This window comes from Bacteroidales bacterium (genome assembly GCA_035342335.1).
Lineage (GTDB): Bacteria > Bacteroidota > Bacteroidia > Bacteroidales > JAGONC01 > JAGONC01.
In genome coordinates this window covers 69287-95683 of record DAOQWY010000003.1, presented here as the reverse complement: position 1 = coordinate 95683, position 26397 = coordinate 69287, and the positions used below count along the sequence as shown (strand labels likewise).

Here is a 26397-nt window from a genome sequence, read left to right as displayed (position 1 = left end):
TTTGAAACGGCGATGATACGTTCATCGTGAATTTTGTCGGCCCGGGTTGACGGGGGCGGGATAAAGTGCAGATACAGGTCCCACGCTTCCTTAGGGATGACGGGTACGGTGAATCAGGTCCTTCGCTTCGCTCAGGGGCTGTCCTTGAGACAGCGGACCGAAAACCCGCTTTCCTTGCTGTAGTTGCTCCGGTTCACGTTGGCGTTGGGATAGTTCAGGTACCTGTACCACGCGTAGTCTGTACTGGTCTGCGAGGAAGACCAGAAGTTACCGCTGTAGCCAAGGCTGTCGAAGCTTCCATTGTTGCTGGTGCGGTAGCCCCCCGGAAGACCTGTGAAACCGCTGGAATTGGTGGCCCCTGTGTTCGGTGAATTCCAATGTGATGTCCCTGATTCCTTTAAATTGCCTCCCGCATCCAGCCCTCTCCACCCTGTGCCATCCCATTCCGGGTCTCCTACCGGATACTGGCTGTCAACTGTGCCTTCCAGAATTTTCCACTCATTGTCAGTCGCAATATGCCAGCCATCCGGACAAATCCCTTGAGCACCTTCTGTCGTAACATACTGCATGGCTTCCGGCCATTCATACATCCCACCATAGATGTTACAATTAGCTTCATCATTATTGTAACAGTACTTCTCAATAGTTCCATTGTCCTGTTGCTGATATCCGTTCTGGGTGCTGTTGATCTTGGTGCCTACATTCAGGTTCTCCGCCATCCAGCACTGGGAACCTATCAATACCGTGGCATACGATTGCCCGTCACGGATATCGTATAACGTTCCTCCGCAAGTGAATGGCAACACCGGTACTATGTAATCTCCGACAGTATCCACCCACCCGGATTCGACACTGTTATAGATCAGAATGCCACCCGAAAAGATCAGCGTCCGGTACTTCAGCTTGTCATTCGTGAAATCAAAAGCGGTCACCTGGTTCAGGGTATCGTTCAGGCCATTATCACCATCAACATTGAATCCCTGATCGGACCGCACCCTGCCGGACACATCCAGTTTCTCAACCGGAGCGTTCTTACCAATCCCAATGTTGCCGCCTGTCTTGATGTAGATCATATTCACCGCGCTGTTCGTCTCAATGGTAAACACATCCATCGCGTTGGCCTGGTCGCGGATCTTGAAGCCTCCGAACGCCGTCGCCTTGAACTTCCAGTTCGCACCGCTCAAATCATCTATCATGGAATAGGTGGCACCTCCACCACCTCCCAGGTTGCGGATGGTGATGGTGGGTTCACCCATGTTCTTAGCAACGTAAAGCAGAGATCCTGGTGCATTGTTCCCGATGCCGACATTACCGATAGGATAGCTGCCTCCGTGACCTGTGACGACATCATTGCCAATCACCTCCCAGTCCAGATCTGCCTCCCGCTCGCCATTTCCCGATTTCTCGGCATACAGGGCATACGGAACGGACAGTAGTTGCGATACACCCATCAGCTCAAAATTGCTTCCCCCTTCCATATCCATCTCCAGTTTCAAAAAATGACTCTCCGAGCCCCAATCGATAGTTGAAAGTGTACCCATGGGATTTTTACCCTTACCAATTTCGATGTTGACCAATCCCAGTTCACTAGTAGTAACGGAATGGATTTCCCGGTAAACCTCCGGCCCATCTACTGCCGACTGCAGGATACTGACCTGCAGGTTGATGTTCTGGTTAGATAAAACCTGACCTGCCTTGTCCCTGATCACTGCCTGATAATTGAAGGCCTGCGGTGCCTGGGCTGTAACAAGGGTCATTACTGACCACATTCCGATGAGTAGGAATAATCGTTTCATGATAGGGTAATTTTAGAAGTTGATCTTATGGATTTTAAACGATTCCGTACGATGCGATTTCAGGTTGACCACCCGAAGGATGAACAGCGAGGAGCTGAACCGGCTCACATCCAGCTGCTCTGTCAAGGTTTGGCTCCGGATGGTCTGCTCATAGATCTGCTGTCCCGTGAAATCGAACAACTCAAGACTGATCTGTGGATCTTTCTCCACTGTGGTGATCTCAATGGTCAGCAGGTCGTTCACAGGATTGGGATAGACCGTAACATCCACCAGGGGATCTTCCGGTGCATCAACTTTCAGCACCTGGAGGTATGATTGGTGGAATCCCTGGGTTAACAGTGATGTCTCTGAAGACACGGTCTCGATGATGGTCTCGCCAAGCGTCCAGCTGACCGAGCCGCTCTTACCGGTAAAAACATCCCCGGCGCTGGCAATGACTTCGGGGAGCAGTGATTGGGCCTGCGAAGACAGGGCAATGCTGATCACCAAAACAAGTGTAATGATTGGATGTTTCATAAGAGAAGGATTTTAAAGGATCAGGCATTAAATATACAAATATTCGATAGGTTGTACAAACAGGGTGATGAAATGCGGAATTATTTCATGAACGGGGCAGATTTCTGCATGAACGGTAGGAATTATTTAATAAGCGTGACGGATGGATCAAGGAATCAGATCCCTCGCTGGCGCTCGGGATGACGGCACGCGGTATTATTTGACAGATCCCGAGCGCCAGCGAGGGATCCGTTTACTCCCTACACCTTCTTCGCCCTCTTCCTCTCCACCAACGCCATGATCAGCATGGCCAGTCCAAAGACCAGCATGAAAAGCCCGACCCAAAGGTTGACATTCACGCCAAAAGATGGCTCATACAGGACCTTATCCGCCCTGGTGATCAATCCGTAGATGGTGAGCAGTACACCAAAGATACTGAACATCAGGCCAATCGGTAATTTAATATCTACGCCCATGGTATGTGTGTTTTTTTATTTTTTTACCAGAAAATGATTGACAGGACCACAAAGATCACCAGCACGAAGATGGCCAGGGTCAACGGACGCTGGTACCATACGACGCCGGTATCCCTTTCCCGCGGTGTAAGCTGATAGACAAGCCCTACCAGTTCCTTGACCGTCTTCTTTTGTTTTGTCAGCAGCGTCAGACCGACCGTGATGATGGTTGCTGATGTGCAGGCGAAGATCGCTGTCCAGAAGTTCTGGGCCATCTCCACCGGATACATATGTACCACGCCGAGCCATCCGCCCTTAAAGACTGTATCAGCCCCGACGGGCATCGTGAGTCCGTGATGCAACAGGGCGATCAGGAAACCACCCAGCAGGCCTGCAAACGCAGCATGGCCCGTAGTCCGTTTCCAGAACATCCCCAGAAAGATCACGGCAAACAGCGGTGCGTTGATCATCGAAAAGATAGTCTGCAGAAAATCCATGATGTTACCGAAAAGGCTGGCAATATAGGCTGCAGCTATGCTTGCCGCAATACCGAAGACGGTGGCGATCCGGCCGACCTTCAGGTAATGCTTTTCATCGTCCTCTTTGTTTCCTGTGGCAGGCCGCATATAACTCTGATAAATATCGTAGGTCCAGACGGTATTGAATGCAGAAACGTTGCCCGCCATTCCCGACATGAACGAAGCAAGCAGCGCCGTGATGCCAAGTCCGAGCACACCGGTGGGCAGATACTGCTTCAACAGCATGATGATCGTATAATCATAGATGGGCTGACCTGCCTCATTGAGCGGGAGTGCGAAATTGCGGTCAGGCGTGTTCATCAGCGCCAGGGCAGCGATACCGGGAACGATGATCAGGAAGGGGATGAACATCTTGGGAATGGCGCCGATCAACGGGGTGCTCCGGGCGGCCAGGCGTGATTTGGCTGCCATGGCCCGTTGTACGATCAGGAAGTTCGTACACCAGTAACCAAACGAAAGCACAAAGCCCAGGCCGGCAAAGATCCCGTACCATTCGATCCCCATGGGATTCAGCCCGGCCTTACCCGTATATTTCCAGGTGGTGGTCCAGGTGTCGGGCGCAAATCCTTTGGACTCAACAATGGGAGCCAGCGTATCTTTCAGCCCTGTCCAGCCTCCGAAATCCTTCAGGCTTAAGAAGACGAGCGGCAACAGACCGATCACGATGATGAAGAACTGCAGAACCTCGTTGTAGATGGCAGACGAAAGCCCCCCAAGATAGGTGTATCCAAGCACAATGGCTGCCGAAAGGATCAGGCTCAGATGAAAATTCCAGCCCAGGATGTTTTCCAGCAGCAGTGCCAGTGCATACATGGAAATACCGGATGCAAGGATGGTCATCACCGCAAACAGGATGGCGTTCAGTCCACGGGTCTTTTCATCATAACGGAGCTTCAGGTATTCAGGGACCGACCGGGCTTTGGATCCGTAATAGAACGGCATCATGAACAGGGCCAGGAAAACCATGGCAGGAATGGCCCCCACCCAGTAAAAATGAGTCGTAAGCATTCCGTACTTGGCTCCGCTTCCGGTCATTCCCATCACCTCCAGCGCACCGAGGTTTGTGGAGATGAACGCCAGGCCGGTGACCCACGCAGGAAGCGACCTGCCTGCTTCCAGAAAGGCAGTGGCCGATTTCATGTAGCGTTTCAACGCCCATCCGATGCCCAACACAAAAACAAAATAAATGAACATGATCGCATAATCGATCCATCCTAATGTAAATGTGCTCATAGGTTACGATTTGTAATTGGTGTGAAGAGATTTTCAGGTGCAAGGTAAAAAAAATGTTACAATCAGAAAAACTTTTTTGATTTATTGAAAATAAGGACGAAATTTGGTTGCAGGTTGCATACTTCATTCTACATATTTCATTTTTCATGCTTCATGGAAAAAGTTCAAAACGTTTTTAAAATGATCAGCATATGCGTGTAAAATTCATGATCACCCTGATCATCCTTTTATCCATTGAGTGGATAGGATGCAGGCAGAAATTATCACAGGAAATAAATCAGAATATTATGGACATAAAAAAGGAACCTTTCGGCCAGTTACAGGATAATACACAGGTCTATCTTTTTACGCTCACCAATGCGAACGGCGTGATCCTGAAGGTGACCAATTACGGCGGTATCATCACATCCCTGGAAGTTCCCGACATCAACGGTCAGCGGGAAGATGTCGTACTGGGGTACGACAACCTGGAAGGGTACCTGAACGAAACGCCCTATTTCGGAGCCATCGTAGGCAGATACGGTAACAGGATCGCAGGAGGTAAATTCATTTTGGACGGCAAGCACTATACGCTTGCGCAGAACGATAACGGGAATACCCTGCACGGAGGCCTGAAAGGATTCGATAAAGTCGTATGGGATGCCGCCGAACTGAGGGATTCCATTTCTGTCGGTCTCCGTTTGCATTACCTGAGCCCCGACGGAGAGGAAGGATTTCCGGGCAACCTGGATGTGAATGTCGAGTACCTGCTGACCAATTATAATGAGCTGGTCATTCATTACCGTGCCAGCACCGATAAGGCCACTCCGGTCAACCTGACCCATCACAGCTATTTCAATCTGAACGGCGCCGGCAACGGCACCATCCTGGATCATCAGATACAGATCCATGCCTCAGCATATACTGTTGTCAATGAATTACTTATCCCGACAGGCGAACTGAGGGACGTCACCGGTACACCTATGGATTTCACCGATCCTGTTGCCATTGGCGCCCGAATCGCCCAGGTGGGTGGTGAACCCCGGGGTTATGATCACAATTATGTATTGAACCGGCCGGGACTGGATCATCCCGTCGCACACGTTACCGATCCGGTCAGTTGTCGCGTGATGGAAGTCTATACCGACCAGCCCGGTCTGCAGTTCTATTCGGGTAATTTTCTGGAGGGCAGCATCACCGGCAAACAGGGTAAAAAATACGAGCAGTATTACGGATTCTGCCTCGAAACGCAGCATTTCCCCGACGCTCCGAACCAGCCTGCGTTTCCCTCCACGATACTGCGACCCGGGGAGGTGTTTGAGTCAACGACGGTTTACAGGTTTGTGGCGGAGTGATAATCGGCAATCAGCGATCGGCAATCAGCGATCGGCAATCAGCGATCTGGAAATTCAGATATGAGTTTGCTGATTACAGATTGCTGATTGCTGATCACAGATTGCTGATTGCCGATAGCCGCTTGCAGATTTTCAGTACACTTCCGGAATGAACGTCTGCTCCTCAATGGGCGACCGTACGTACAGCCGGCTGGTATCCCGGTCGGGTAAACTCTGGACGCGTGTCAAAACAACATCATTGTAGGGGATCTCCGTGAGCAGGTGGGCAATGCAGTTCAGCCGGGCCTTCTTCTTGTCGTCGGCATTGACAACCCACCAGGGCGACTGCTTGGTATCGGTGTAGGTAAACATCTCATCCTTTGCACGCGAATAGTCATCCCATCGCACGCGGGACTGAAGATCCATTTCGCTCAGCTTCCAGTTCTTCGTGGGATCCTTGATCCGCTCATAAAAACGTTTTTCCTGCTCTTCAAAGCTTACTGAGAACCAGTATTTGACGATCTTGATCCCTGACCGTATGAGCATCTGCTCAAAGTTGGGGCACGACCGCAGAAACTCCCAGTATTCCTCTTCCGTGCAAAAGTTCATCACCCGCTCCACCCCTGCCCTGTTGTACCACGACCGGTCAAATAGAAGGATCTCTCCTGCAGCCGGCAGATGGGGTATGTATCGCTGAAAATACCACTGGGTGCGCTCCCGCTCCGTCGGGTTTGCAAGGGCCACTACCCTGCATATCCTGGGATTGAGAGGTTCGGTGATCCGCTTGATGGTTCCCCCTTTCCCTGCCGCATCCCTCCCCTCGAAAATGACCACCAGCCTGAATCCGTGCTGCCGGATCCACTCCTGCATCTTGACAAGCTCGATCTGAAGCTTTGCCAGTTCACTCTCGTAATATTCGGTAGTGATCTTCACAGGCTTTTTTTTCTGCTGCTCACCATTTGAATGATAGGTATTCATACTGATAACTGGATAAATGCAAAGAAACGATGATATGGACGAATGGATTCTATGAAACCTGCCTGGTTTTACGGATATTGTAAAAGACGGTGAGCAAAGATAAGGGAATTACGATGATCAGCAGGACAACCGCTGATAATATTCTGTGAGAAGAAAACTCCAGAGGATGATTGTTGCCAATGTTGATAAATCCTGACCAGAAATGAGGGCTCGAATAGATGCTGTTGCTCGTGCTCAAAAAATCAAGCTTTGATCTTCTCAGCGCCTCGTCTTTTGAGAATCCTTCCTTGATGTATTTATAAAAATTCTTCATGATCAGGGCTGTTGATTCATCTTCCACGCTCCAGAGACTGATCACCAGGCTGGGAACGCCTGAATACATAAATCCACGCGAGAGCGCGATGATCCCTTCCCCTTCTGAATGTTGCCCATAACCCGTATTGCAGGCGCTTAACACCGCCATCTCTGCATTCAGGTCAAGGTTGAACAGGTCATTGTAACGCAGGCAGGCTCCATCCTGTTCCTCCGTGACCGGTGAGAAAACCAGCCGGGAACGCAACGGGTTGATGTTATCCACAATGCTGTGCGTGGCAATGTGAAGGATGCGGTAATCGGATGCAATTTCCCTGAACCTGGCGACCGTGGCGGATTCATTCAGGTAAACATCGCCACCCAGGATCTTTTTAATGGATTTGACCTCCTGAAGAGTCGCCGGCAGATCAATCAGACTTTCTCCGCGGGTCCTGAACAAGCCGACGTTTTGCTGGTCACCGCCCAATCGTTCTTTTTCGAAATACACAGGGGCAAATGCCAGCAGGTTTTCTTTTGTCCTGCCCGGATCCTCGTCCCTGAGCGAGTGCAAATACAGGGTGCTGGAGTAGCCGTAATTGATGGTGTTGGTTCTGAGCAGGTAAGGAAGATTCTTATAGTCGATGGTTGCGGCGGAGGCCTCATCCGTCAGAAGTGATTCAAAGGAAACGTAACCCAGTATCCCGTCAGGGATGATGATCAGGTCCTTCCCGGCAAAGTCTGCCTCAAAGGGTTGCAGAAGCAGGCGGTACAATTGATGGGAGGCTGTGACATACTTGGCGTAGGTTACGCTGGCATTGTTGAGGATTTCATCCAGGGACTGGTTATTCGGCAGGGCGTCGACAAAATGATAAAATGAAGAATCAACCAATTGCTCCGTTATCTGCATCTTATCCTTTGCAACATAGAACGTATAAAGCCTGTCGTCATCGAGGAAATATTCAATCAGGGCATCCTTCTCATCAAGAATGGCCTGGATCTCATCCACCGGTTGGATCCGGTTCGCATATTTATACTGGTAATATTTCGGATACTGGACATTGAAATGCTGGATCAGCTTGCTCTGCCTGTCCTGAAGGTCAAAAAGCATTTCTTCCCAGTGTGCCAGCAATGAATTCTCGCGTTCGGCCACTGGCTTCATAGTTTCATCATCGATCAGGCGCTGGTAGACGGCGATGTCCTCTTTCATCTTGTGCTCTGCCTGGATGAGCGAGTCAGGGATGTGGGCAAAATGTTTGGCATCGTTCTCCCTGATGAAATCATACAACATGGCAGCTTTACCCCGTTCGGCAAACTGGAAGGCAAGGGATTGATAATCCTCACTGCCGGTCTCCCTGTAGGCATCGCAGGCAGTCTGGATGGCATCCCTGAACAACGTCCGCTGATTCTTTGCCAGTTCCAGCTTACTCTCCTGTGTCAGGTGCCCAATGCGGATCTTGTCCATCAAATCGAACGCCACTTCGAATGTCTCCAGGCTCATCCGGAGATCTTTCGGATCCCTGGTGACCGATGTGTAATAATCCCTGAATGCGATGGCCTTTTTGTGAAGCGTGTTCAGCAACTCATTCTTCGAAAGGATACGCTGTCTGACAGTGGGATTTGAGTAGATATTGTATTTCCCATTAAAGTCACTGACTCCCGAAAACAGTGATCGTTGATAATAATCTAAGGCTATAAGAAAATCTCCTTTTTTTGAGTAGACATTTCCAATATTAACTAAACAATTAGCAACACCTGGATGTTTGATTCCATTGTTATTTATAAATATCGAATAAGCTCGCTGATAAAGATCCAATCCTAGTTCTACCTCCCCTATATTACACAAAAATGCTCCAAAATTCTGGTATTCTGTTGCTAATAAATAATGATTTTTTCCAAAGTAGTGCACTAAGTAATCAACTGAAAGTTGATGATATTCTAAAGCTTTTTTGTTTTGTCCCAATTTATTATAGCATAAAGCTATGTTGGAAAATGATCTTGAGCGATAAACCGAGGCATTCTGTTCTCTTATGGAAACACTTTTGGAATAATACACCAATCCCTGATTGTAATCTTTTAGTTGAAAGTAAACATTTCCAATATTATTCCAGGTCGATGCAATATCTTCAGCATTGTTTTCATTGTCTTCATAAATGGCCAGTGCCTGATTGAAGTATTGCAGGGCCTTGTTGTAATCTCCATACCGGGAATAGATAATACCCTGATTTGTAAAGATCTTCCCAACCATCGGGTCGCGGGGTCCGTATTTCGCCTTGAAGATGGTTACTGCTTTTTCGTAATAGACCATGGCCTCTTCGGTTTGCCCCATGACGCGGAGCAGGTTGCCCAGGTTGTTGTAGGTTCGCGCCAGGTTCGGGTCATCCGCCGACAGGAGAGCCTCTTTCAATTGCATCGAGCGATGGTAGAATTCAAATGCTTCGACCAGATCTCCCTGAAGTTTGAGCACGATTCCGAAATTGTTGCATATTTCGGCGATGACCAGGGGATCAACTTCAACACGTTCGGATAGCGACAGTGCTTTCCGGTAAGCATTCAGCGCCTTGTCAAATTCACCGGTCATATAATAGCTGACACCAAGCTTGTTGTAGGTGCTGGCGAGAAGCGGATCATCATCCCCGTTCAGTTCCCTCCGGATGGCAATGGATTCAAGAAAATGTCCGACGGACTGACTCTTCTTACCCTGCCTGATCAGTGCAACGCCCATCTCCTGGTGTGCCTCAGCGTGAAGCAGGTCGGCCGTGCAGAACTTCCCATCAAGGATATCCAGCGCCTCCTGCAAGTGTTCCGTTGCTTTCAGATTGTCAGGCTGTTCAAGGTGACACCTGGCAAGTTGAAGGGCACACTGGGCACACGAACGCCAGTCGTCGCCCAGGCGGTAATGATGGGCCGCTTTTTCAAGGAGCGGTATGGCCCTGTCAAAATGGTTCCGTTCCTGAGCCAGCTGCGATTGAGCGTAATAATCACTGGCAAGGCAGATCTCGGAGAGACTGAAGGCATTTGGGCCCAGATGCCCTGGTAGGGGAGAGTGAGGTCGTTGATTGAAGGATTGTGCGAAGGTGAAGAATCCAGTGCTGTCAACTGTCCCAAATGCAACAGCTTGCCATCCAATCAGGGCAAGAAGCATTATCAGGGTCCGGGTTGCAAATCGCTGGAGCACGGTCAAGGGTTGTTGATTAAATTTTGATCAATGCGTATTACTTTTTTACTTTTTCCCGATTAATCCTTCAACAAGCGCTGTTCATTATTTTACTTAAAAAATTTAGTGCAAAATACCTGTATTCATTTCAGGTCTATTTAAAATGCCTATATTTGTATATTGTGCTTTTTCCTGTCTGACTATTACCAATGGGTTGATTACGCCCAATCGTGAGGCAGAGAAGGATAAAAGCGGATAAACCTTGATCCATCACTTATTTTTGCAAGCAAAAATAAGTGAAATTTTTGACATATTCAAGTGTTGTGAAAAAATTTAATCATAAAACTTCATTTATGAAAACGTCGTTTTTCAATTTGGCAGAGGCTCAGCAGCTCACATCAGGAGAAATGCTGAACATCAGAGGAGGCCGGATGGTTTACGGGCCGGGTGATACCGTAGCTGATGACATTGACATGCCCGACATTACGGCTGCTCCGGGGCCGGGTGATACTGTAGCTGACGACATTGACATGCCCGACATTACCCTTTCTCCGGCCAGGCAATACGGCCGGACCGGCAAAACGATCCGGAACCAGTTCTTTTTCTAAGCCACAGACTTCATTATCAACCTGATGCAGTCAAATGACCATCAAATGACCATTATCTGACCATCAATGACAATCAACAACATAATTTAATAACCTCTGAGCAAAATCCCTTTCTATGAAATCAATGAATCAATTCAGCAGTTCCTTTGAAGTGTTAAATTTCCATCAACTCAGAAACATAATAGGTGGTGACGGTGGCGATAGCTCTTTTGATGAGCAAGACATTGACACTCCAGATATTCAGTACAGCCATTAAATTTTCCTTCCGCTACATCCTGGAAGAGTAGTAAATAATTTCATAGTTTTGCACCCGCAAACGCGTCACAGTTTGGGATGTTTTACCTAATTCATTGATTGTGGATCTATTTGAAAAATATCATTCCAGCATTGGACCGCTGGAGTTGTACCGTGAAAAGGCCCATGGATACTACATGTTCCCAAAGCTGGAAGGGGAGATATCCAATTTCATGTTCTTTCGTGGCAAGAAAAAGCTGGTATGGAGCATCAACAATTACCTTGGGCTGGCGAACCATCCCGAGGTCAGGAAAGCGGATGCCGAAGCCGCAGCTCATTACGGAATGGCCTATCCGATGGGTGCCCGGATGATGTCGGGGCAGACCAGTTACCACGAGCAACTGGAAGGAGAGCTGGCCCGGTTTGCCAGGAAAGAAGCTGCCTACCTGCTGAATTTCGGTTACCAGGGGATGGTTTCGATCATCGAGACCCTGGTCGACAGGCACGACGTAATTGTCTACGATTCCGATGCGCACGCCTGCATCATCGACGGGATGCGGCTTCATTTCGGGAAACGATTCGTATATCCGCACAACGACATGAAAAGCCTGGAGCGTCAGCTGGAACGTGCGACCAAACTCACACAGGTCACCGGGGGCGGGATCCTGGTCATCACCGAGGGCGTTTACGGCATGGTGGGGGATCTCGGCAACCTGAAAGCGATCACCGAACTGAAGAAGAAATTCCAGTTCCGCTTGCTGGTGGACGACGCTCATGGTTTTGGGACCATGGGGAAGACCGGCGGTGGAACGGGCGAAGAATACGGCGTTCAGGACGAAGTGGATGTTTACTTTGCAACGTTTGCCAAAGCCATGGCCGGGATTGGTGCATTTGTGGCTTCCACCAGGCCGGTGATCAACCACCTGATGTACAACATGCGGTCGCAGATCTATGCCAAATCCCTTCCCATGCCCATGGTGCTGGGTGCGCTGAAACGGCTGGAACTGCTGCAAACCAGGTCCGAACTGCGGGAAAACCTGTGGGCCATTGCCCACGCACTGCAGTCAGGCCTGAAATCCAAAGGATTTGACATTGGCAAGACGCAATCGCCTGTTACGCCCGTATTCCTTAAAGGGGGAACAGCCACCGCCACCCAGATCACCCACGATCTGAGGGAAAATTACGACATATTCTGTTCTATCGTCATTTATCCGGTGGTGCCGAAGGATGTCATCATGCTGCGCATCATCCCGACAGCGGTGCATACTCTCGAAAATGTCGAGTATACCATCAATGCGTTCTCCGAGGTCAAAAAGAAGCTGGATGCCGGGGCATATCCGCAGACCTTCGCCACGATATGATACTTCGCCTCCCTGGAGGATCGTTCACTCCACTACCAGCTTTTTGCAGATCCTGCCCAGCTCCCAGCTGATCTCAAGATAATACACGCCTGGGGCCAGGTTTTGGACATCGATCGTCTTTTCAGCGGTCCCGGTCTCCGTTTCCGAGTATAACTTCTTCCCCGTCACAGCGTAAATGCTGTACTGAACCTGTCCGGTGAGGGGCTTTTCAAACCGCAGGTGCACCCGGTCACTCAGTGGATTTGGATAGAGCCGGATCCGGGATCCATCGGAGTAAAGGATCTCTTCGTTGACATTGACGCCACAGCTGAGCATCGCCTCCCATCCGGAAAATGTCATATAACCGTCGGAATGGAAGCTGAATGTCAATGCTCCGACATCGTTGGTGGCGGTTTGCCTGGCAGGAGACGATGAGCCACAGTACTCACCCATCAGGGGAGAAGAGGTGTCAGGACCGTCGTAGATCCGGAGCCAGTCGAAAGCGCAGGAAGGGTCATCCTCCAGGCTGAAGGAGAGAAAGTCAGCGGTGACCTTCTTCCCTGCCTGGTCGGGAAAAAAGGTCGTAGTGATGTTCTGGTTGTTGCCGTAATTGCCTTCCTGGCCGCCCGGATCCACGAACAAACCTTCGCAGGCAATGAACGAACCGCTTTGCATGATGTATTCCGTTGAGGCCACAATATAACCGATGCGGTGAAGTGTGTTGGCATTGGTTCCATCGGATACGGTAAGTGTGACCGGATACTGGCCGGGTTCGTTGTAGATGACCTGGGGGGACTGCCCAGTGGAGGCAGGGGGATATCCGCCTTCAAACGTCCAGGACCACGACTGGACATTCCCGTAACTTTCGTCGAAGAACTGAACAGAGCCGCCCACCGGAATGGTGCGGTCGCTGGCGTGAAAGTCAGCGATCAGATCACCGGGAACCATTTGTACCGTCAGGGTAGTAGCCTGCTGATCAGCAACAGCAACTCCCTTCAGTGTTTTCGGAAAATAGCCGGGCGACTTGAACTCCAGGTCGTAGGTTCCTGCAGAGAGCAGCCGGTTGAAGTTGCCGTTAGGCAGCCATGAATAGGCGTGGGAGCTGTCGGCGTCGTGTCCGTCAATCCATATTTTTGCCCCGATCGGGTTACCGGTGATCGAATCCGTAACCGTTCCATTGATACCGAATGCGCACTGTTTCAGGTAATTGAGCAGCGAACGGTAATTATAGTCCCAAAGTACCGGCAGCTGAGCCGGAGGCAGAATGTAGGCATCAGATAATTCAATGGTGCATTCACGCCCCAGATGGAAATAGGTCATATAATCCTGTCTTCCACCGCTGATGGAATACCAGTCGTATCCGTTGGTCACGCCGTCGCCCTGGCTGTAAAAATAATTATTGGAATATTCGTGCACCGTATCGGCGTACTGATAGGAAACATACTGCCACCAGCTGTCGTCGGGGTGGCGTTTCTGCCAGGTATCCCAGGGGTAATTGATTAGTTCTGCCCCGCCATGCAGGTTGGCCGACATCACAAAGTGATGCTCCGATGCAAAATTCATAAAGGCGATGGTTTCCGGCTGCCAGGAATTTCCGTCCGGGTGGGGCCCGTCTTCCGGATCAGGGTAGTTCCGGTTGAGATCGACCCAGTTGGCATTGTAGCGGGTTGCTCCTGCCACCGTGCCGTTTCCTCCCGCATAGGTACCATCGGGGTTGGCCAGGGGATTGATCCAGATCTCCATATTGTTAACCATCCAGGCGAGGTCGGGATCCGTTCCGTAACCTGACAGAAGCAGATCGATCAGCCGGAGCATCAGGATATACCCGGTGGTTTCATTGCCATGCATCGAGCTGGTGTAGAGAAACTGCGGCTCGCCCTCACTCTGGTCAACCTGGTCGGATATCTTTGCCGCCAGCAGCTTCCTGCCGCCGGGCAACGTTGCGATGTTCACGATCCTGCACAGCGCCGGGTAATCCTCTTCGAAAGCATACATCATCGCCTCGTACGCTTCGTATGTAGGGTATGAATCCCAGTCATTTTTCATTGCAAGCTGATGGTAATCCTTCATGCTAAGGTCTTCCGGGACGCTTGTTTCCACTTTAACGGCAGAATAACCCAACGAGAGGAATTTTTCAAATTCCGGCCGGCTGGCGAAGGCCGTTACCGAATTGCCATCCAGGTGTGCTATGGAGACGACCGTCGACAGAAGAAGAACTTCCCTTGGTGTGCTCACTGAAAAAGAGAAGCAGACCTCCCCCTTCTGGCTGAAAAGAGAGCCGAGATCCGTATGTTGATCCAGGATCTGGCCGGTAAGCATGCCCTGCCATCCAGCCAGAAACAATAAAACACCGAAAGCGTATTTCATCTTCATGATTTCAACTTTTCAAAAAATTCAAAAATGCTCATTTAATCCCGCCTTAGAAAAGCAGGCTGTCTTCCGGGTCTTCAGCCGGTTTGACTTTCACGGTCCCGCTGTTGGGAGGCTGAAGGATGCTCAGGTAATGGTTGATTTCCTTTAACAGGGCATCGATGTCGGTCGGATCTTTCATGTCGATCATCAGATCGAAACAGTCCTTGCTTTTTTCGTGAAACTTACCCACCTTGAAATGCGCGATGGAAAGTCCGGTAATGTATTTCAGCGAGGGGGTATCATTGACATCCAGGTTGATGACCATGTCGAATTCATTCGAGACAAAGTCCCGGACAAAATGACTAACAGGCTTCCTGTACCAGTTTAAATCTTTTAAGGTGAAATAGTCAAACGAAAGCCGCGGATGACAGTAATGAGGGATGAGCGTGCTATTGACAAATCCAAGCGCCTTTACTTTTTTTTGCTGTTCAATCAGGTAGCGGACGAAATTATAGACTACCGAATAGTTTCTTTCTTCGGAGGCATCGTATAGGATGCCGATCGTATCGGCCTCCAGGAGGCTGATGTATTTCCGGTGACGCCTGGTAAGGGCCATTTCTCTATGGAACTGCGTGTTCCAGACAAACTGGCGGATCTTGTTCAACAGGGGTACAGAAGGGGGCATGTTAATGAATGCTTATTTCGACCGGTAAAATTAATAATTTATTTACGCATCATCATAAAATCAACAGGAAATGTGGAGTTCAAATTATTGAATGGTAACGTACTTTAGCGTCAACAGGTTGATCGGGTTGATCCCGATTCCTTCGACATTTTTCTGAACGAACCGGAGAACACGGTCGTAATAAAGGATGATCACCGGGGATTCCCGCATCACGATTTGATTCATTTCCCGGTAGAAAACAAGGCGCAGAGAATCATTTTCCTCCCGCAAAGCCCTTTCATAGAGTGCATCAAACTCATCGCTGGCGAAATGAGTGTAATTTGGGCCTCCCGGGCAGAAATTTTTGCTGTAAAACAGTGACAGGTAATTCTCTTCATCGGGGTAGTCGGCGATCCAGGAAGCCCTGAAGAATGGAAGTTTCGCCTGGGCTTTCAGTTCGCGTATGGTGGCCGGGGGCGTCACGTCGATCCGGATCCTGAAACCGATCTCGGCCAGTTGTGACTGGATGAACTTGCACAGGTCAACATAATCGGCTGTAGTGGTAAGGGTGACATCCGGCAATCCTTCGCCGTTGGGGTAACCGGCTTCTTTCAGCAGCCGGCGGGCTTTCGCGGGATCGTAGCTGTAGCCGGCCATTCCGACAGAATCGAACGATGGCATTCCGGGTGGGATGATTCCGTAGATCCCCGGTGTACCAATGTTGTTGCGCAGGTAACGTATCATTTTGATGCGGTCAAATCCTATGTTCATGGCCTGACGCACCCCGGGGATCTGCAGCGGATCCGCCACGGGTCCTTTTGAGACCGTGTCGAGCAAAAATCCAAGGTACTCGGTGTTCAGGTAAGGCATCGTCAGCATTTTAAACCGGTCAGCATAATCAGGATTCAGCTGGCCCTCCGGTGTGATCAGATGGTCCTTGTAGCCGGGATCCAGTCCTGACAAAAAATCAACGTTGCCTTTGACAAACTCCAGAAAAGCCGACTGCTTGTCGATCAGGAAGGTCACCGCTACGGCATCAATATAAGGAAGTCGTTGATTATCAATAATTTCAAAATAAGCGGGATTTTTGACCAGTACAAGCTTCACACCTTCCTTCCAGTAGCTGAACTTAAACGGACCTGTCCCAACCGGGTTTCTCCGAAAGTCAGGACCAAAATATTCAACAGCTTCCCGGGGGACTACCGAACAGTACTGCATGCAGAGCAGTCCAAGGAACGGAGGGAAGGGCTGTGAGAGAACGATCCGGAAGGTAGAATCATCGATCGTTGCAAAGGAAGGTTCGTCTCCGACCGTCGCCACGTGGTGAAACACCCAGGCGCCCGGGGATGCCACACCCGGGTCGGCAAGTCGCCGGAAACTGTATTCAACATCCGAAGCAGTTACCACGCGTCCCCTCCCCTGCTCAAAAACGAGATGGTCGTGAAAGCGGACGTCATTTCTCAGGTGGAAGGTATAGATCCTTCCATCCCCGGTGATCTCCCAGGAATGGGCGATGCAGGGTTCCACCTGAAGCCGGTCGTTGAGTTGAACCAGGCCGTTGAAGACCTGATTGACGGCCCACAGGTTTGACAGGTCTTTTGCAAAGGCAGGATCCAGCGAAGAGATTCCGGTAGCTTCGTTATACCTGAACACTTTCCTTGTTTCGTTCGCTTGTTGATGCCTGCCACAGGCAAGCGTGAACAGGAAACCCAGTGAAAAAAAGAAGAAATATTTAAACGTCAGATGCATCCTGGTCTCGGAGGGAATTGCAGGAAATCATTTCAGCTGCAATGGATTTTTGACTTTCTCTTTCAGAAGGGTAAAATCAATGGCGTCCATCATATCATCGATGAAATGGAACTCAACTCCCTTGATATAATCGGCTTTGATCTCCTCGATATCGGCCCGGTTTTCCTTTGAAATCACGATATCTTTTATCCTGGAACGTTTTGCGGCGAGTATCTTGTCTTTTATGCCACCCACAGGCAGGACTTTTCCGCGGAGGGTGATCTCTCCGGTCATGGCCACCAGTTGTCTCACTTTACGCTGTGTGAAGGCAGAGGCAAGAGCGGTGAACATAGTGATACCGGCTGAGGGGCCATCTTTGGGTGTGGCCCCTTCCGGGACGTGGATATGCACGTTCCAGTTCTGAAAGATATCCGTATCGATGTCCAGAAGCGCAGCGTGTGCTTTCAGGTATTCGTAAGCAATGGTTGCTGATTCTTTCATGACATCCCCGAGGTTTCCCGTGATCCGCAATTCTCCCTTGCCTTTGCTCAGGCTGACCTCCACAAACAGGATCTCGCCGCCGAAGGCTGTCCATGCCAGGCCGGTCACCACACCTGCCACTTCTCCTGTCAGGCTTCGGTCCCGCTGAAACTGGGGAGGGCCCAGGATCTTTTTCAGATCACCTTCATCCGGTTTGACATGATAATCTCCCCCTGTGACAATGAACCTGGCATTGTGACGGATGATCTTTGCGATCTTCTTTTCCAGCTGCCTGACTCCTGCCTCCCTGGTGTAGTCCTCAATGACATGCCGGAGGATGTTCCTGGTAAATTTGATCTGGCTGTTTTTGATCCCGTGTTCGCGCAATTGTTTTGGCAGCAGGTGTTTTCTGGCGATCTCTATCTTTTCCTCCAGGAGGTAGCCGCTCAGGTCGATCACTTCCATCCTGTCCTGCAGGGCAGGATGCACCGTGCTCAGGGTATTGGCCGTTGCAATGAACATGACACGGGAAAGATCATATTCGATCTCCAGGTAATTATCATAGAAGGCGACATTCTGTTCAGGGTCCAGCACTTCAAGCAGGGCGGCCGAGGGATCTCCGTTGACATTCATTCCCAGGACCTTGTCGATCTCATCCAGTACAAAAACGGGGTTGGATGTCTGTGCTTTTTTGATGTTGTGGATGATTCTTCCCGGCATGGCGCCGATGTAGGTCTTCCGGTGACCGCGGATTTCAGCTTCGTCGCGCAGGCCGCCAAGCGACATGCGGATGTATTTTCTGCCAAGGGCTTTGGCAATGGATTTTCCCAGGGAGGTTTTGCCAACTCCCGGGGGACCGACAAAGCAAAGGATCGGGGATTTCATGTCTCCCTTCAGCTGGACAACGGCAAGGTACTCGATGATGCGCTCCTTGACTTTTTCCAGGCCGTAATGATCATCATCCAGGATCTGCTGGGCCCGGTTCAGGTCAAAATTATCTGAACTATACGCTCTCCATGGGAGTGAAACCAGTAAATCCAGGTAATTGATCTGCAGGCCATACTCCATGGCTGCAGGGTTCATCCGCTGGAGCTTGAGCATTTCTTTGGTGAAGGCTTCCTTGACCTCGGCAGACCATTTTTTAGTTTGTGCCCGCTCTTGCAGTTCTGCTATTTCCTGTTCATGGGGATTGTTTCCAAGTTCTTCCTGGATCGTTTTTAATTGCTGGCTCAGCAGGTAATCACGTTGCTGCTTATCCATGTCTGTCTTGACCTTACGCTGGATCTGGTTCTTAAGTTCCAGCATCTGCAGTTCCCGGGTCAGTGCCTCCAGCACTTTATGGGCCCGTTCGATCAAATCCTGCATTTCCAGCAGTTTTTGCTTTTCCAGCAGGTCAATGTTCAGGTTGGATGAAATGAAATTGATCAGGAACACAGGGCTTTCGATGTTCCGGATCGCGAATACAGCATCGGAAGGCATGTTGGGCGATTGTTTGATGATCTGGATCGCCATATCTTTCAGCGTGGATACCAGCGCTTCGAATTCCTCACCCTTTAGCCGGTGGTCGTGCTTGTCAAAACCGGTCACTTTTGCCTTGAAATAGGGGATTTCCTGTGAGAATTCCAGGATCCTGAACCGTTTCTTACCCTGTATGATGGCCGTCGTATTGCCATCCGGCATCTGGAGGATCCGGATGATGTAGGCCACGGTTCCGATCCGGTTGAGGTCTTCCTGGGAGGGGTCATCGATCTCATGATCCTTCTGGGCAACCACACCGATTATTTTGTTGCCGCGGTAACAATCCCGGATCAGTTTGATGGATTTGTCCCTTCCAACCGTGATGGGGATGACCACGCCAGGAAAAAGCACCGTATTCCTCAGGGGCAGAATGGGCAGGACATCCGGGACCGGCTCCGCGTTGATCTGTTCCTCATCTTCAGCTGATAACAGGGGTATAAGTTCCGTTTCTCCGTTCATGATGCGGGAGAAGTGTATATCATTGTCGTCGTCAAGTTCGTTTATCATGTCAAAATGGCTGATTTAAAGTTATGTATAAGCAAGGAGTCCCCTGTCAAGTTGTATGCCATAAAATGCAACGTGCCACTGATCCGGCATCGTCCTGAAATTGGTCCGATAAGGGTGGGTTCTCTTAATAGACCTTTTTATACCGGTACGACAGGTTAAAGACTGTTTGCAGGATATCCTGATCGATATCCGTGAATTCGAGTCCGCGCCGCTGATGCATGCGCCGGGCAACCGTAATGGCCTCATTGATCTTGTATTCCTTGAAGCCGGAGGTCCCACCCCAGGAAAAGGATGGAATGAAGTTCCTCTGCAATCCGTGTCCGTAAATATTGGTATTGACCCCCACCACGGTACCGGTGTTGAACATGGTTCCTATGCCGGTTTTTGTATAATCACCCATGATCAGGCCACAGAACTGCAACCCGGTTTCGACAAACGACTCCTCCGGATAGGACCAGATCCTTACCTGCTCATAGGTATTTTTCAGATTCGAGTTGTTGGTTGCGGCACCCAGGTTGCACCACTCGCCGATGACTGCATGTCCCAGGTAACCATCGTGGGCCTTGTTGCTATAGGAAAAGATGATCGAATGATCGATTTCACCGCCTGCCTTTGAATAAAAACCCAGCGTTGAAGGACCGTAAACCCGGGTACCCATTTTGAGAACCGAATGTTCGCACATGGCAAAGGGGCCCCTGATCAGGCATCCCTCCATGATCTCCGCCTCTTTTCCAATATAAACAGGACCATCGGAAGCATTCAGTACAGAACAACCGATCCGGGCACCTGCCTCGATGAAAATGTTCTCCTTGTGGATCAGGGTATTGGTCCCGTCCACTTCAATGGATTTTCTTCCACGGGTTATCAGGTCGTAATCGGCCCTGATCGCAGGATCATTCACTGAAAAAAGATCCCAGGTATTCCGGATACTCAGAAAACATTCGTCATAGTCAATCTCCTCACATTCAGCCTCTTGCACATTATCAATTTCTTCACCCGTCAGATGCATCGCAATGATGCAGTCCTGCTGCACCAGTGCCTGGTTGGGCTTAAGGGCCAGAATCCTTTCAACCAGCTTGCGGTCGGGCAGTACAGAACTGTTGATCAGAACATTGTTGTCTTCCCTTACAACAGGGTATTTCTTGCTGAGATACTCCTCGGTGAGGGTGGAGGTTCGCACGCCCAGGAATCTTTCCCACTTTTCCCGGATGGTCAGTATCCCGATCCGGATGTCGGCAATAGGTCTGATAAAGGTCAGAGGTAAGAGACTTTCCCGGCGGCTGTCGTCAAACAGAATATAATTCATTTCAATCGGTTTTGCCTACAAGATACGATTACAAACGACAGAATCATATGAGTAATTATAAAAAGATATGTAAAATTAATAACAATTCTTTGTTAAATGGTGCCATGCTTAGTTATTCGCGGTCATTACCCATAAACAAAAAAGTCCCGTGGAGCCGGGACTTTTCATTGAAACGATCGCTGTTTTATTTCTGGTGATTCTTCAGATCAAGATGCTTCTGGTAACGGCTCTTGAACTTGTCAACACGGCCGGCTGTATCCACCAGCTTCATTTTTCCCGTAAAGAACGGATGTGAAGTATGGGATATTTCCAGTTTGATGAGCGGGTACTCCTTCCCGTCTTCCCAAAGGATGGTTTCTTTCGTTTTGGCGGTTGAATGCGATAAAAAAGAATAACCGTTCGACATATCTTTAAAAACAACTAACCTGTAGTCCTTCGGATGAATATCTTTTTTCATTTGGAACTTTCCTTTAAATCGTTACTGTTTTTCTTGAAAATTTCGGAGTGCAAAGATATGAAAAATCCAAACAGGAGCATAAAACAACTAAATTTTTATTGACTGATTACATTGAAAAAGGAAATCCATTGTATCGATGCGGTCCGCAAAATCAAAGAGTGATGGCTGCTGGGCTTTGCCAAAAGGAATCCGTTGATCGATCGCCTGATCGTTTGATACGATGCTCTGGATCTTATTCCGGCTTTGCAGAAGCAATGAATTGACTTCCGCAACTGATTCATAATCCGTAAAGTGAAGGACCGCAAGCGGAGAGTTGAAGGAGGGATCCTGTTTGATCAGGATCATTCCAGGATCAACATAGGAGAGATGGCTGACAATGAAGACCGACTTATAATAATCATAATTATGCCTGTATTTAGAATGATCCATCACGTAGCTGAAGGATTTCCAGGCTGATGCGAAGGCTTCGAGGGGATGGTTCAAGGGAAGGAACAGTCTGGAAACACTCCGGCAGCCACGGCCGAAATAGCTGAAAACATCGGTACCCAGTGCTTCCAGTTCCGCCGGTGTTTCAGTGCCATTCAGCACCGCCACGCTGTTCCTGTGCCGGCGGATGATATTCGGGTATTTTCCAAAATAAAAATCGAAATACCGTGAAGTGTTATCACTTCCGGTCGCTATGACGGCATCAAAACGAAAAAGCCTTTGATCCGTGAAACTTACCAGGTTTTGCAAATCAGGATGCCAGATGGTCATCAGCCGGGAGAGCGCAGGCAGGAGATGGCAGTCTTCCGAAGAAAGCTTTCCCAGGAACCGGTTGCCCGATAAAACAACGCAAAAAAAATCATGAAACCCTACCAGCGGTAAATTTCCTGCCATAATGACAGCAACGGTGACCGGATGGTCTGATTCTTTGATGCGTGGTCCGTAAATTTGCATGAACGATCCGACCTCTTTTTCATCAAGGCTGTCGGCGATGGCACGAAGTGACTGAAGGATATGGGGAAGGATGAACCAGGGATTGACAGCCATGGCCAACCGAACCGCACTGGTCAGGATCACATCCTCCGGATCTGTTTCCGGCAGACCAGCAGGATCATGACCAGCACGCTGAATATAGGAGCTCAGGTAGTGCCCCAGTCTTATGAAAGCCCGTTCCCGTTCGTGCAGGTTCATTTGAATTTATCCGTTGACCGGTCAAATTATCTTCTTGCAAAAATAAAGAATAATCACACGCGTTATGGCACATATGGTTACCACGGCGATGACACGACTGGCGGCGATTTTTTTTCTGGCAGGGATCAGCAGAATGGCACTTGCAGGTTCCGGATGGAATATAGCTGTTCCGGATGCAGCCTACAGAAACGATTCCGTGTTGTGTTCGCTGGAAAAGGAAATGGTACCTGTGGCGCGCACCATTCTCTACGGAGCGACGGATTCCATCCGGCTGGAGGCCTGCCGGAATTTTTCACAGATGCTCGGATATGCCATTGAGCAAAAGGGTTCATTCAGCTACCGTTTTGATTCCCTGGTGAGCATCAGCAGGCTATTTGCTCCTGACAGCAGTTTCAGGATATTCACCTGGAATTTGCCAAGCGATAACGGAACATTTCTTTATTACGGATTTATCCAGCGCCATGATCCAGAGGGGACGGTGTTTCTTTTGTCTGACCGTTCTGACAGCCTGGATGACCTTGAGCACCGGATCACCGGTAACCTTCAGTGGCCGGGTGCCCACTATTATCAGGTCATCCTCAATGAATCAGCGGGAAAGAAATATTATACCCTTCTGGGATGGGATGGCCACACCCGGTCAACGACACGAAAGCTCATTGAGATCCTTACCTTTGGCACCGACGGCAGGCCTGTTTTCGGCGCTGCTGTTTTTCCGGACTACGGAAAGGGGAAGCAGACGCGGGTGATCTTTGAACATTCCTCCCACGCAACCATGTCGCTCAAATATGACCTTCAGCGCTATAAAATTCAGACAAACAAAAACCCTTACCGGCCCAGGTACCGGTACAGGACTGCCCATATGATCGTCTTTGACCATCTTGAACCCATGGACCCCTCGGTGGCAGGACAGTTCAGTTATTACATCCCGGTCGGGAATGTTTTTGACGCATTCGTATTCGAAGATGGATCCTGGAGGTTTCAGGCGGATGTGGATGCACGGAACCCTGAGATCCAATCAGGTCAGGGCGCTGATAAACCCGTTGAGCATGATCTTTTTCCTCCCGCCGAAAAAAAGTGAATCTCCGGCAGGTGTTATTCTCCCAGAAATTTCTTTTGGGGTTTTTCAATAACCTAATTATTAAAATTTTAACTTTGCAGTCAGGAAAATTTGGACTTCTAAAAAATATAAGTTATTTAATTTCAATGTATTATGAAAAAGCATAATTTTAATGCAGGGCCGTCGATCCTACCGCAATACACGCTGGAGAATACCGCTAAAGCGGTGCTGGATCTGAACGGGATCGGAATGTCGATCATGGAGATTTCACATCGCAGCAAAGAATTTCAGGCAATCATCGACGAAGCAGCCACGCTTTTCAAAGAGTTGCTCGACATACCGGAAGGTTACTCTGTGTTATTTCTCGGAGGAGGTGCCAGTCTGCAATTCGCCATGGTACCCTACAACTTTTTGAATACGAAAGCGGCCTATCTCAATACGGGAGAGTGGGCTTCAAAAGCAATCAAAGAGGCGAAGATATTCGGGGAGGTGGAAGTCGTTGCCTCCTCGCAGGACAAGAACTTCAATTATATTCCCAAAAATTTTGTGATCCCGAAGGATGTGGATTATTTTCATTTCACAACGAACAATACGATCTTCGGCACCGAAATCAGAAAAGATCCCGACTGTCCGGTACCCCTGATCGCTGACATGTCATCCGACATTTTCAGCCGGCCGGTGAATATCAGCAAATATGCGCTGATCTACGGCGGGGCACAGAAGAACCTGGCACCGGCTGGTGTAACGTTCGTCATCATCAATAACGACCTGATCAGCAAAGTACAGCGGCAGATCCCCACCATGCTGAAGTACCAGACGCACATTGACAAAGGCTCGATGTTCAATACGCCACCCTGCGTCAACATCTATGCGGCCCTCCAGACGCTCAAATGGCTCAAGGCCAGCGGCGGCATCAAAGCAATGGAAAAAAAGAACCTCGAAAAGGCCGGATTGCTCTATCAGGAAATTGAACGCAACAAGTATTTCATCCCGACGATCCCCGATCCGCAGGACCGCTCCATCATGAACGTCTGCTTCGTCATGAAGGAAGAATACAAGGAACTGGAGCCTGCATTCCAGCAGCTGGCCAGCTCAAGGGGAATGATTGGCATCAAGGGACACCGGTCGGTTGGCGGATTCCGGGCCTCCCTGTACAATGCATTGCCGATCGAAAGCGTCAGGGCGCTGATCGATGTCATGCAGGAATTCGAAAAAACCAACGGATGATCCGGACCGTTTAAAACAGTAATCCACTAAATTTATTCAGATATGACAAAAGTATTAGTAGCAACGGAAAAACCCTTTGCAGCCATCGCTGTGAAAGGGATCCAAAAGATCGTTGAAGATGCGGGTTTTGAGTTTGCCCTGTTTGAAAAATACACCGAAAAGAGCGATCTGGCAAAAGCGGTCGTGGATGCAGACGCCCTGATCGTACGTAGTGACATCATTGACCGCGGCATCATCGAAGCGGCCGGAAAGCTGAAGATCGTCGTACGTGCAGGTGCCGGGTACGACAACCTCGACCTGAAGGCTGCATCGGAAAAGAAGATCGTTGCCATGAACACACCGGGACAAAATGCCAATGCGGTGGCTGAGCTGGTAATGGGAATGATGATCTATCACGCCAGAGGATGCTTCAGCGGCAAATCAGGCACCGAACTGCTCGGCAAAAGCATCGGCCTGCACGCCTATGGCAATGTCGCAAAACGCGTGGCTGCCATTGCCAGGGGATTCGGTATGAAGGTATATGCTTTTGATCCATTCGTACGTGCGGAAGAAATGGAAAAAGAAGGGGTCATCCCCGTCCAGAAGATGGAAGATCTGTATAAAAACTGCCAGTACATCTCCCTTCATATGCCTGCCAACGAAAAAACCAGGGGGTTGATCAATTACGAACTGTTATCCCTGATGCCGGAAGGCGCCACCCTGGTCAATACGGCAAGAAAAGAGGTGATTGATGAAGCATCTCTGATGAAGATATTCCTGGAAAGGAAAGATTTCAAGTATTTATCCGATATCACTCCCGATTGTGCTGCGGATATCGCAAGCCAGCATGAAGGACGTTACTATTTTACCCCAAAAAAGATGGGAGCCCAGACTGCCGAAGCCAATATCAACGCAGGTCTGGCTGCTGCCAACCAGATCGTAAGATTCTTCAAGACGGGGGATACCACTTTCCAGGTGAATAAATAATCCATTACCGGAAAAAGAAGCTTATTGATCCGTAAGTTGAGGATGCGCAGGGAGAGCAGGAATTCCGCGATGATCCTTGTCAGGCCTGGCCTGAGAGTGAATGATCGTAATTCATAAAAAAACATGTCATGGAAAACGGAAACGATAATCTGAGCACTTTTTTCAGATTCGAAGATCTTCGTGTCTACCACAAAGCACTTGAATATATAAACTGGGTACACTTCACTGTCAGGAGTTTTCCGGACAAAGAAGGAGAAGGAATCACGAACAAATTTACCCACGCCGCAGAATCCATTGCACTCTCCATTGCCGAAGGATCGGCGCGGAACAGGATTCAGTTTGTCTTTTACCTGAAAGCCGCCAAAAGCTCAATCAGGGAATGCGTTGTCTTTACGTCCATTGCCAGGAGCTTGAATTATCTCGATGAAGATGAGGAGCAACAGTCGCGTGAACATCTGATGGAAATGACAAAAATGGTTGGAGCACTCATCGGTTCACTGCAAAGGAACAATGTACCGGCAGA

At 49.3% G+C, this 26397-nt stretch carries 20 protein-coding genes; 7 read left to right on the top strand and 13 right to left on the bottom strand.

What is annotated here, in order from left to right:
* Nucleotides 1-131 precede the first annotated feature (131 nt).
* From PKI34_02490 to PKI34_02475, 4 genes are all read right to left on the bottom strand, one after another.
* Entirely contained in the window at nucleotides 132-1796 is a 1665-nt protein-coding gene (locus tag PKI34_02490; GenBank protein HNS16674.1) for an FISUMP domain-containing protein, read from the bottom strand.
* A 12-nt stretch (nucleotides 1797-1808) separates the two neighbouring features.
* Nucleotides 1809-2312, bottom strand: coding sequence for a T9SS type A sorting domain-containing protein (locus PKI34_02485; protein HNS16673.1), 504 nt, complete (start codon nucleotides 2310-2312; stop codon nucleotides 1809-1811).
* Between the two features lie 239 nt (nucleotides 2313-2551).
* Nucleotides 2552-2767 carry a hypothetical protein gene (locus PKI34_02480; GenBank protein HNS16672.1) on the bottom strand — a complete coding sequence of 72 codons (216 nt, stop codon included), beginning with the start codon at nucleotides 2765-2767 and terminating at the stop codon, nucleotides 2552-2554.
* Between the two features lie 23 nt (nucleotides 2768-2790).
* The gene (locus PKI34_02475) at nucleotides 2791-4518 is read right to left on the bottom strand and encodes a sodium:solute symporter family protein (protein HNS16671.1); all 1728 of its coding nucleotides are present in this window, start codon (nucleotides 4516-4518) and stop codon (nucleotides 2791-2793) included.
* A 191-nt stretch (nucleotides 4519-4709) separates the two neighbouring features.
* Here PKI34_02475 and PKI34_02470 point away from each other — a divergent pair, with 191 nt between their 5' ends.
* Nucleotides 4710-5852 carry an aldose epimerase family protein gene (locus tag PKI34_02470; GenBank protein HNS16670.1) on the top strand — a complete coding sequence of 381 codons (1143 nt, stop codon included), beginning with the start codon at nucleotides 4710-4712 and terminating at the stop codon, nucleotides 5850-5852.
* Nucleotides 5853-5984: 132 nt separating this feature from the next.
* Here the strand turns inward: PKI34_02470 and ppk2 are convergent, their stop codons facing one another.
* The gene (gene ppk2 / locus PKI34_02465) at nucleotides 5985-6809 is read right to left on the bottom strand and encodes a polyphosphate kinase 2 (GenBank protein ID HNS16669.1); all 825 of its coding nucleotides are present in this window, start codon (nucleotides 6807-6809) and stop codon (nucleotides 5985-5987) included.
* Nucleotides 6810-6858: 49 nt separating this feature from the next.
* Complete coding sequence (locus PKI34_02460; GenBank protein HNS16668.1) at nucleotides 6859-10275, bottom strand: CHAT domain-containing protein; 3417 nt, start codon at nucleotides 10273-10275, stop codon at nucleotides 6859-6861.
* Nucleotides 10276-10607: 332 nt separating this feature from the next.
* On the opposite strand from PKI34_02460, the gene PKI34_02455 reads away from it, so the two are divergent.
* Together PKI34_02455 and PKI34_02450 are read left to right on the top strand one after the other, a co-directional pair.
* On the top strand, nucleotides 10608-10862 hold the full coding sequence (locus tag PKI34_02455) for a hypothetical protein (GenBank protein HNS16667.1): 255 nt from the start codon (nucleotides 10608-10610) through the stop codon (nucleotides 10860-10862).
* 353 nt (nucleotides 10863-11215) lie between these two features.
* Nucleotides 11216-12457, top strand: a complete 1242-nt coding sequence (locus PKI34_02450; protein HNS16666.1) for an aminotransferase class I/II-fold pyridoxal phosphate-dependent enzyme — start codon at nucleotides 11216-11218, stop codon at nucleotides 12455-12457.
* A 24-nt stretch (nucleotides 12458-12481) separates the two neighbouring features.
* Here the strand turns inward: PKI34_02450 and PKI34_02445 are convergent, their stop codons facing one another.
* From PKI34_02445 to PKI34_02415, 7 genes are all read right to left on the bottom strand, one after another.
* The gene (locus PKI34_02445) at nucleotides 12482-14809 is read right to left on the bottom strand and encodes a M14 family zinc carboxypeptidase (protein HNS16665.1); all 2328 of its coding nucleotides are present in this window, start codon (nucleotides 14807-14809) and stop codon (nucleotides 12482-12484) included.
* Between the two features lie 46 nt (nucleotides 14810-14855).
* Nucleotides 14856-15473, bottom strand: a complete 618-nt coding sequence (locus PKI34_02440) for a hypothetical protein (protein ID HNS16664.1) — start codon at nucleotides 15471-15473, stop codon at nucleotides 14856-14858.
* A gap of 84 nt (nucleotides 15474-15557) precedes the next feature.
* The gene (locus tag PKI34_02435; protein HNS16663.1) at nucleotides 15558-17201 is read right to left on the bottom strand and encodes an ABC transporter substrate-binding protein; all 1644 of its coding nucleotides are present in this window, start codon (nucleotides 17199-17201) and stop codon (nucleotides 15558-15560) included.
* A 27-nt stretch (nucleotides 17202-17228) separates the two neighbouring features.
* Complete coding sequence (gene lon / locus PKI34_02430; protein ID HNS16662.1) at nucleotides 17229-19685, bottom strand: endopeptidase La; 2457 nt, start codon at nucleotides 19683-19685, stop codon at nucleotides 17229-17231.
* A gap of 124 nt (nucleotides 19686-19809) precedes the next feature.
* Nucleotides 19810-20991 (bottom strand): GlmU family protein, encoded by a 1182-nt coding sequence (locus tag PKI34_02425; protein HNS16661.1) that lies wholly within the window; start codon nucleotides 20989-20991, stop codon nucleotides 19810-19812.
* Nucleotides 20992-21175: 184 nt separating this feature from the next.
* A complete protein-coding gene (locus PKI34_02420; protein ID HNS16660.1) occupies nucleotides 21176-21448 on the bottom strand; it encodes a type B 50S ribosomal protein L31 in 273 nt (90 codons plus the stop codon).
* Nucleotides 21449-21535: 87 nt separating this feature from the next.
* A complete protein-coding gene (locus tag PKI34_02415) occupies nucleotides 21536-22624 on the bottom strand; it encodes a hypothetical protein (GenBank protein ID HNS16659.1) in 1089 nt (362 codons plus the stop codon).
* A gap of 64 nt (nucleotides 22625-22688) precedes the next feature.
* Between PKI34_02415 and PKI34_02410 the strand changes: the two genes are divergently transcribed.
* The 4 genes from PKI34_02410 to PKI34_02395 all read left to right on the top strand — a co-directional run.
* Nucleotides 22689-23702: a hypothetical protein gene (locus PKI34_02410; GenBank protein ID HNS16658.1), complete on the top strand. Its 1014-nt coding sequence runs from the start codon at nucleotides 22689-22691 to the stop codon at nucleotides 23700-23702.
* A gap of 132 nt (nucleotides 23703-23834) precedes the next feature.
* The gene (gene serC / locus PKI34_02405) at nucleotides 23835-24908 is read left to right on the top strand and encodes a 3-phosphoserine/phosphohydroxythreonine transaminase (protein ID HNS16657.1); all 1074 of its coding nucleotides are present in this window, start codon (nucleotides 23835-23837) and stop codon (nucleotides 24906-24908) included.
* Nucleotides 24909-24950: 42 nt separating this feature from the next.
* Nucleotides 24951-25874: a 3-phosphoglycerate dehydrogenase gene (locus PKI34_02400; GenBank protein HNS16656.1), complete on the top strand. Its 924-nt coding sequence runs from the start codon at nucleotides 24951-24953 to the stop codon at nucleotides 25872-25874.
* Between the two features lie 128 nt (nucleotides 25875-26002).
* On the top strand, nucleotides 26003-26397 hold a 395-nt coding region (locus PKI34_02395), incomplete at its 3' end, for a four helix bundle protein (GenBank protein HNS16655.1).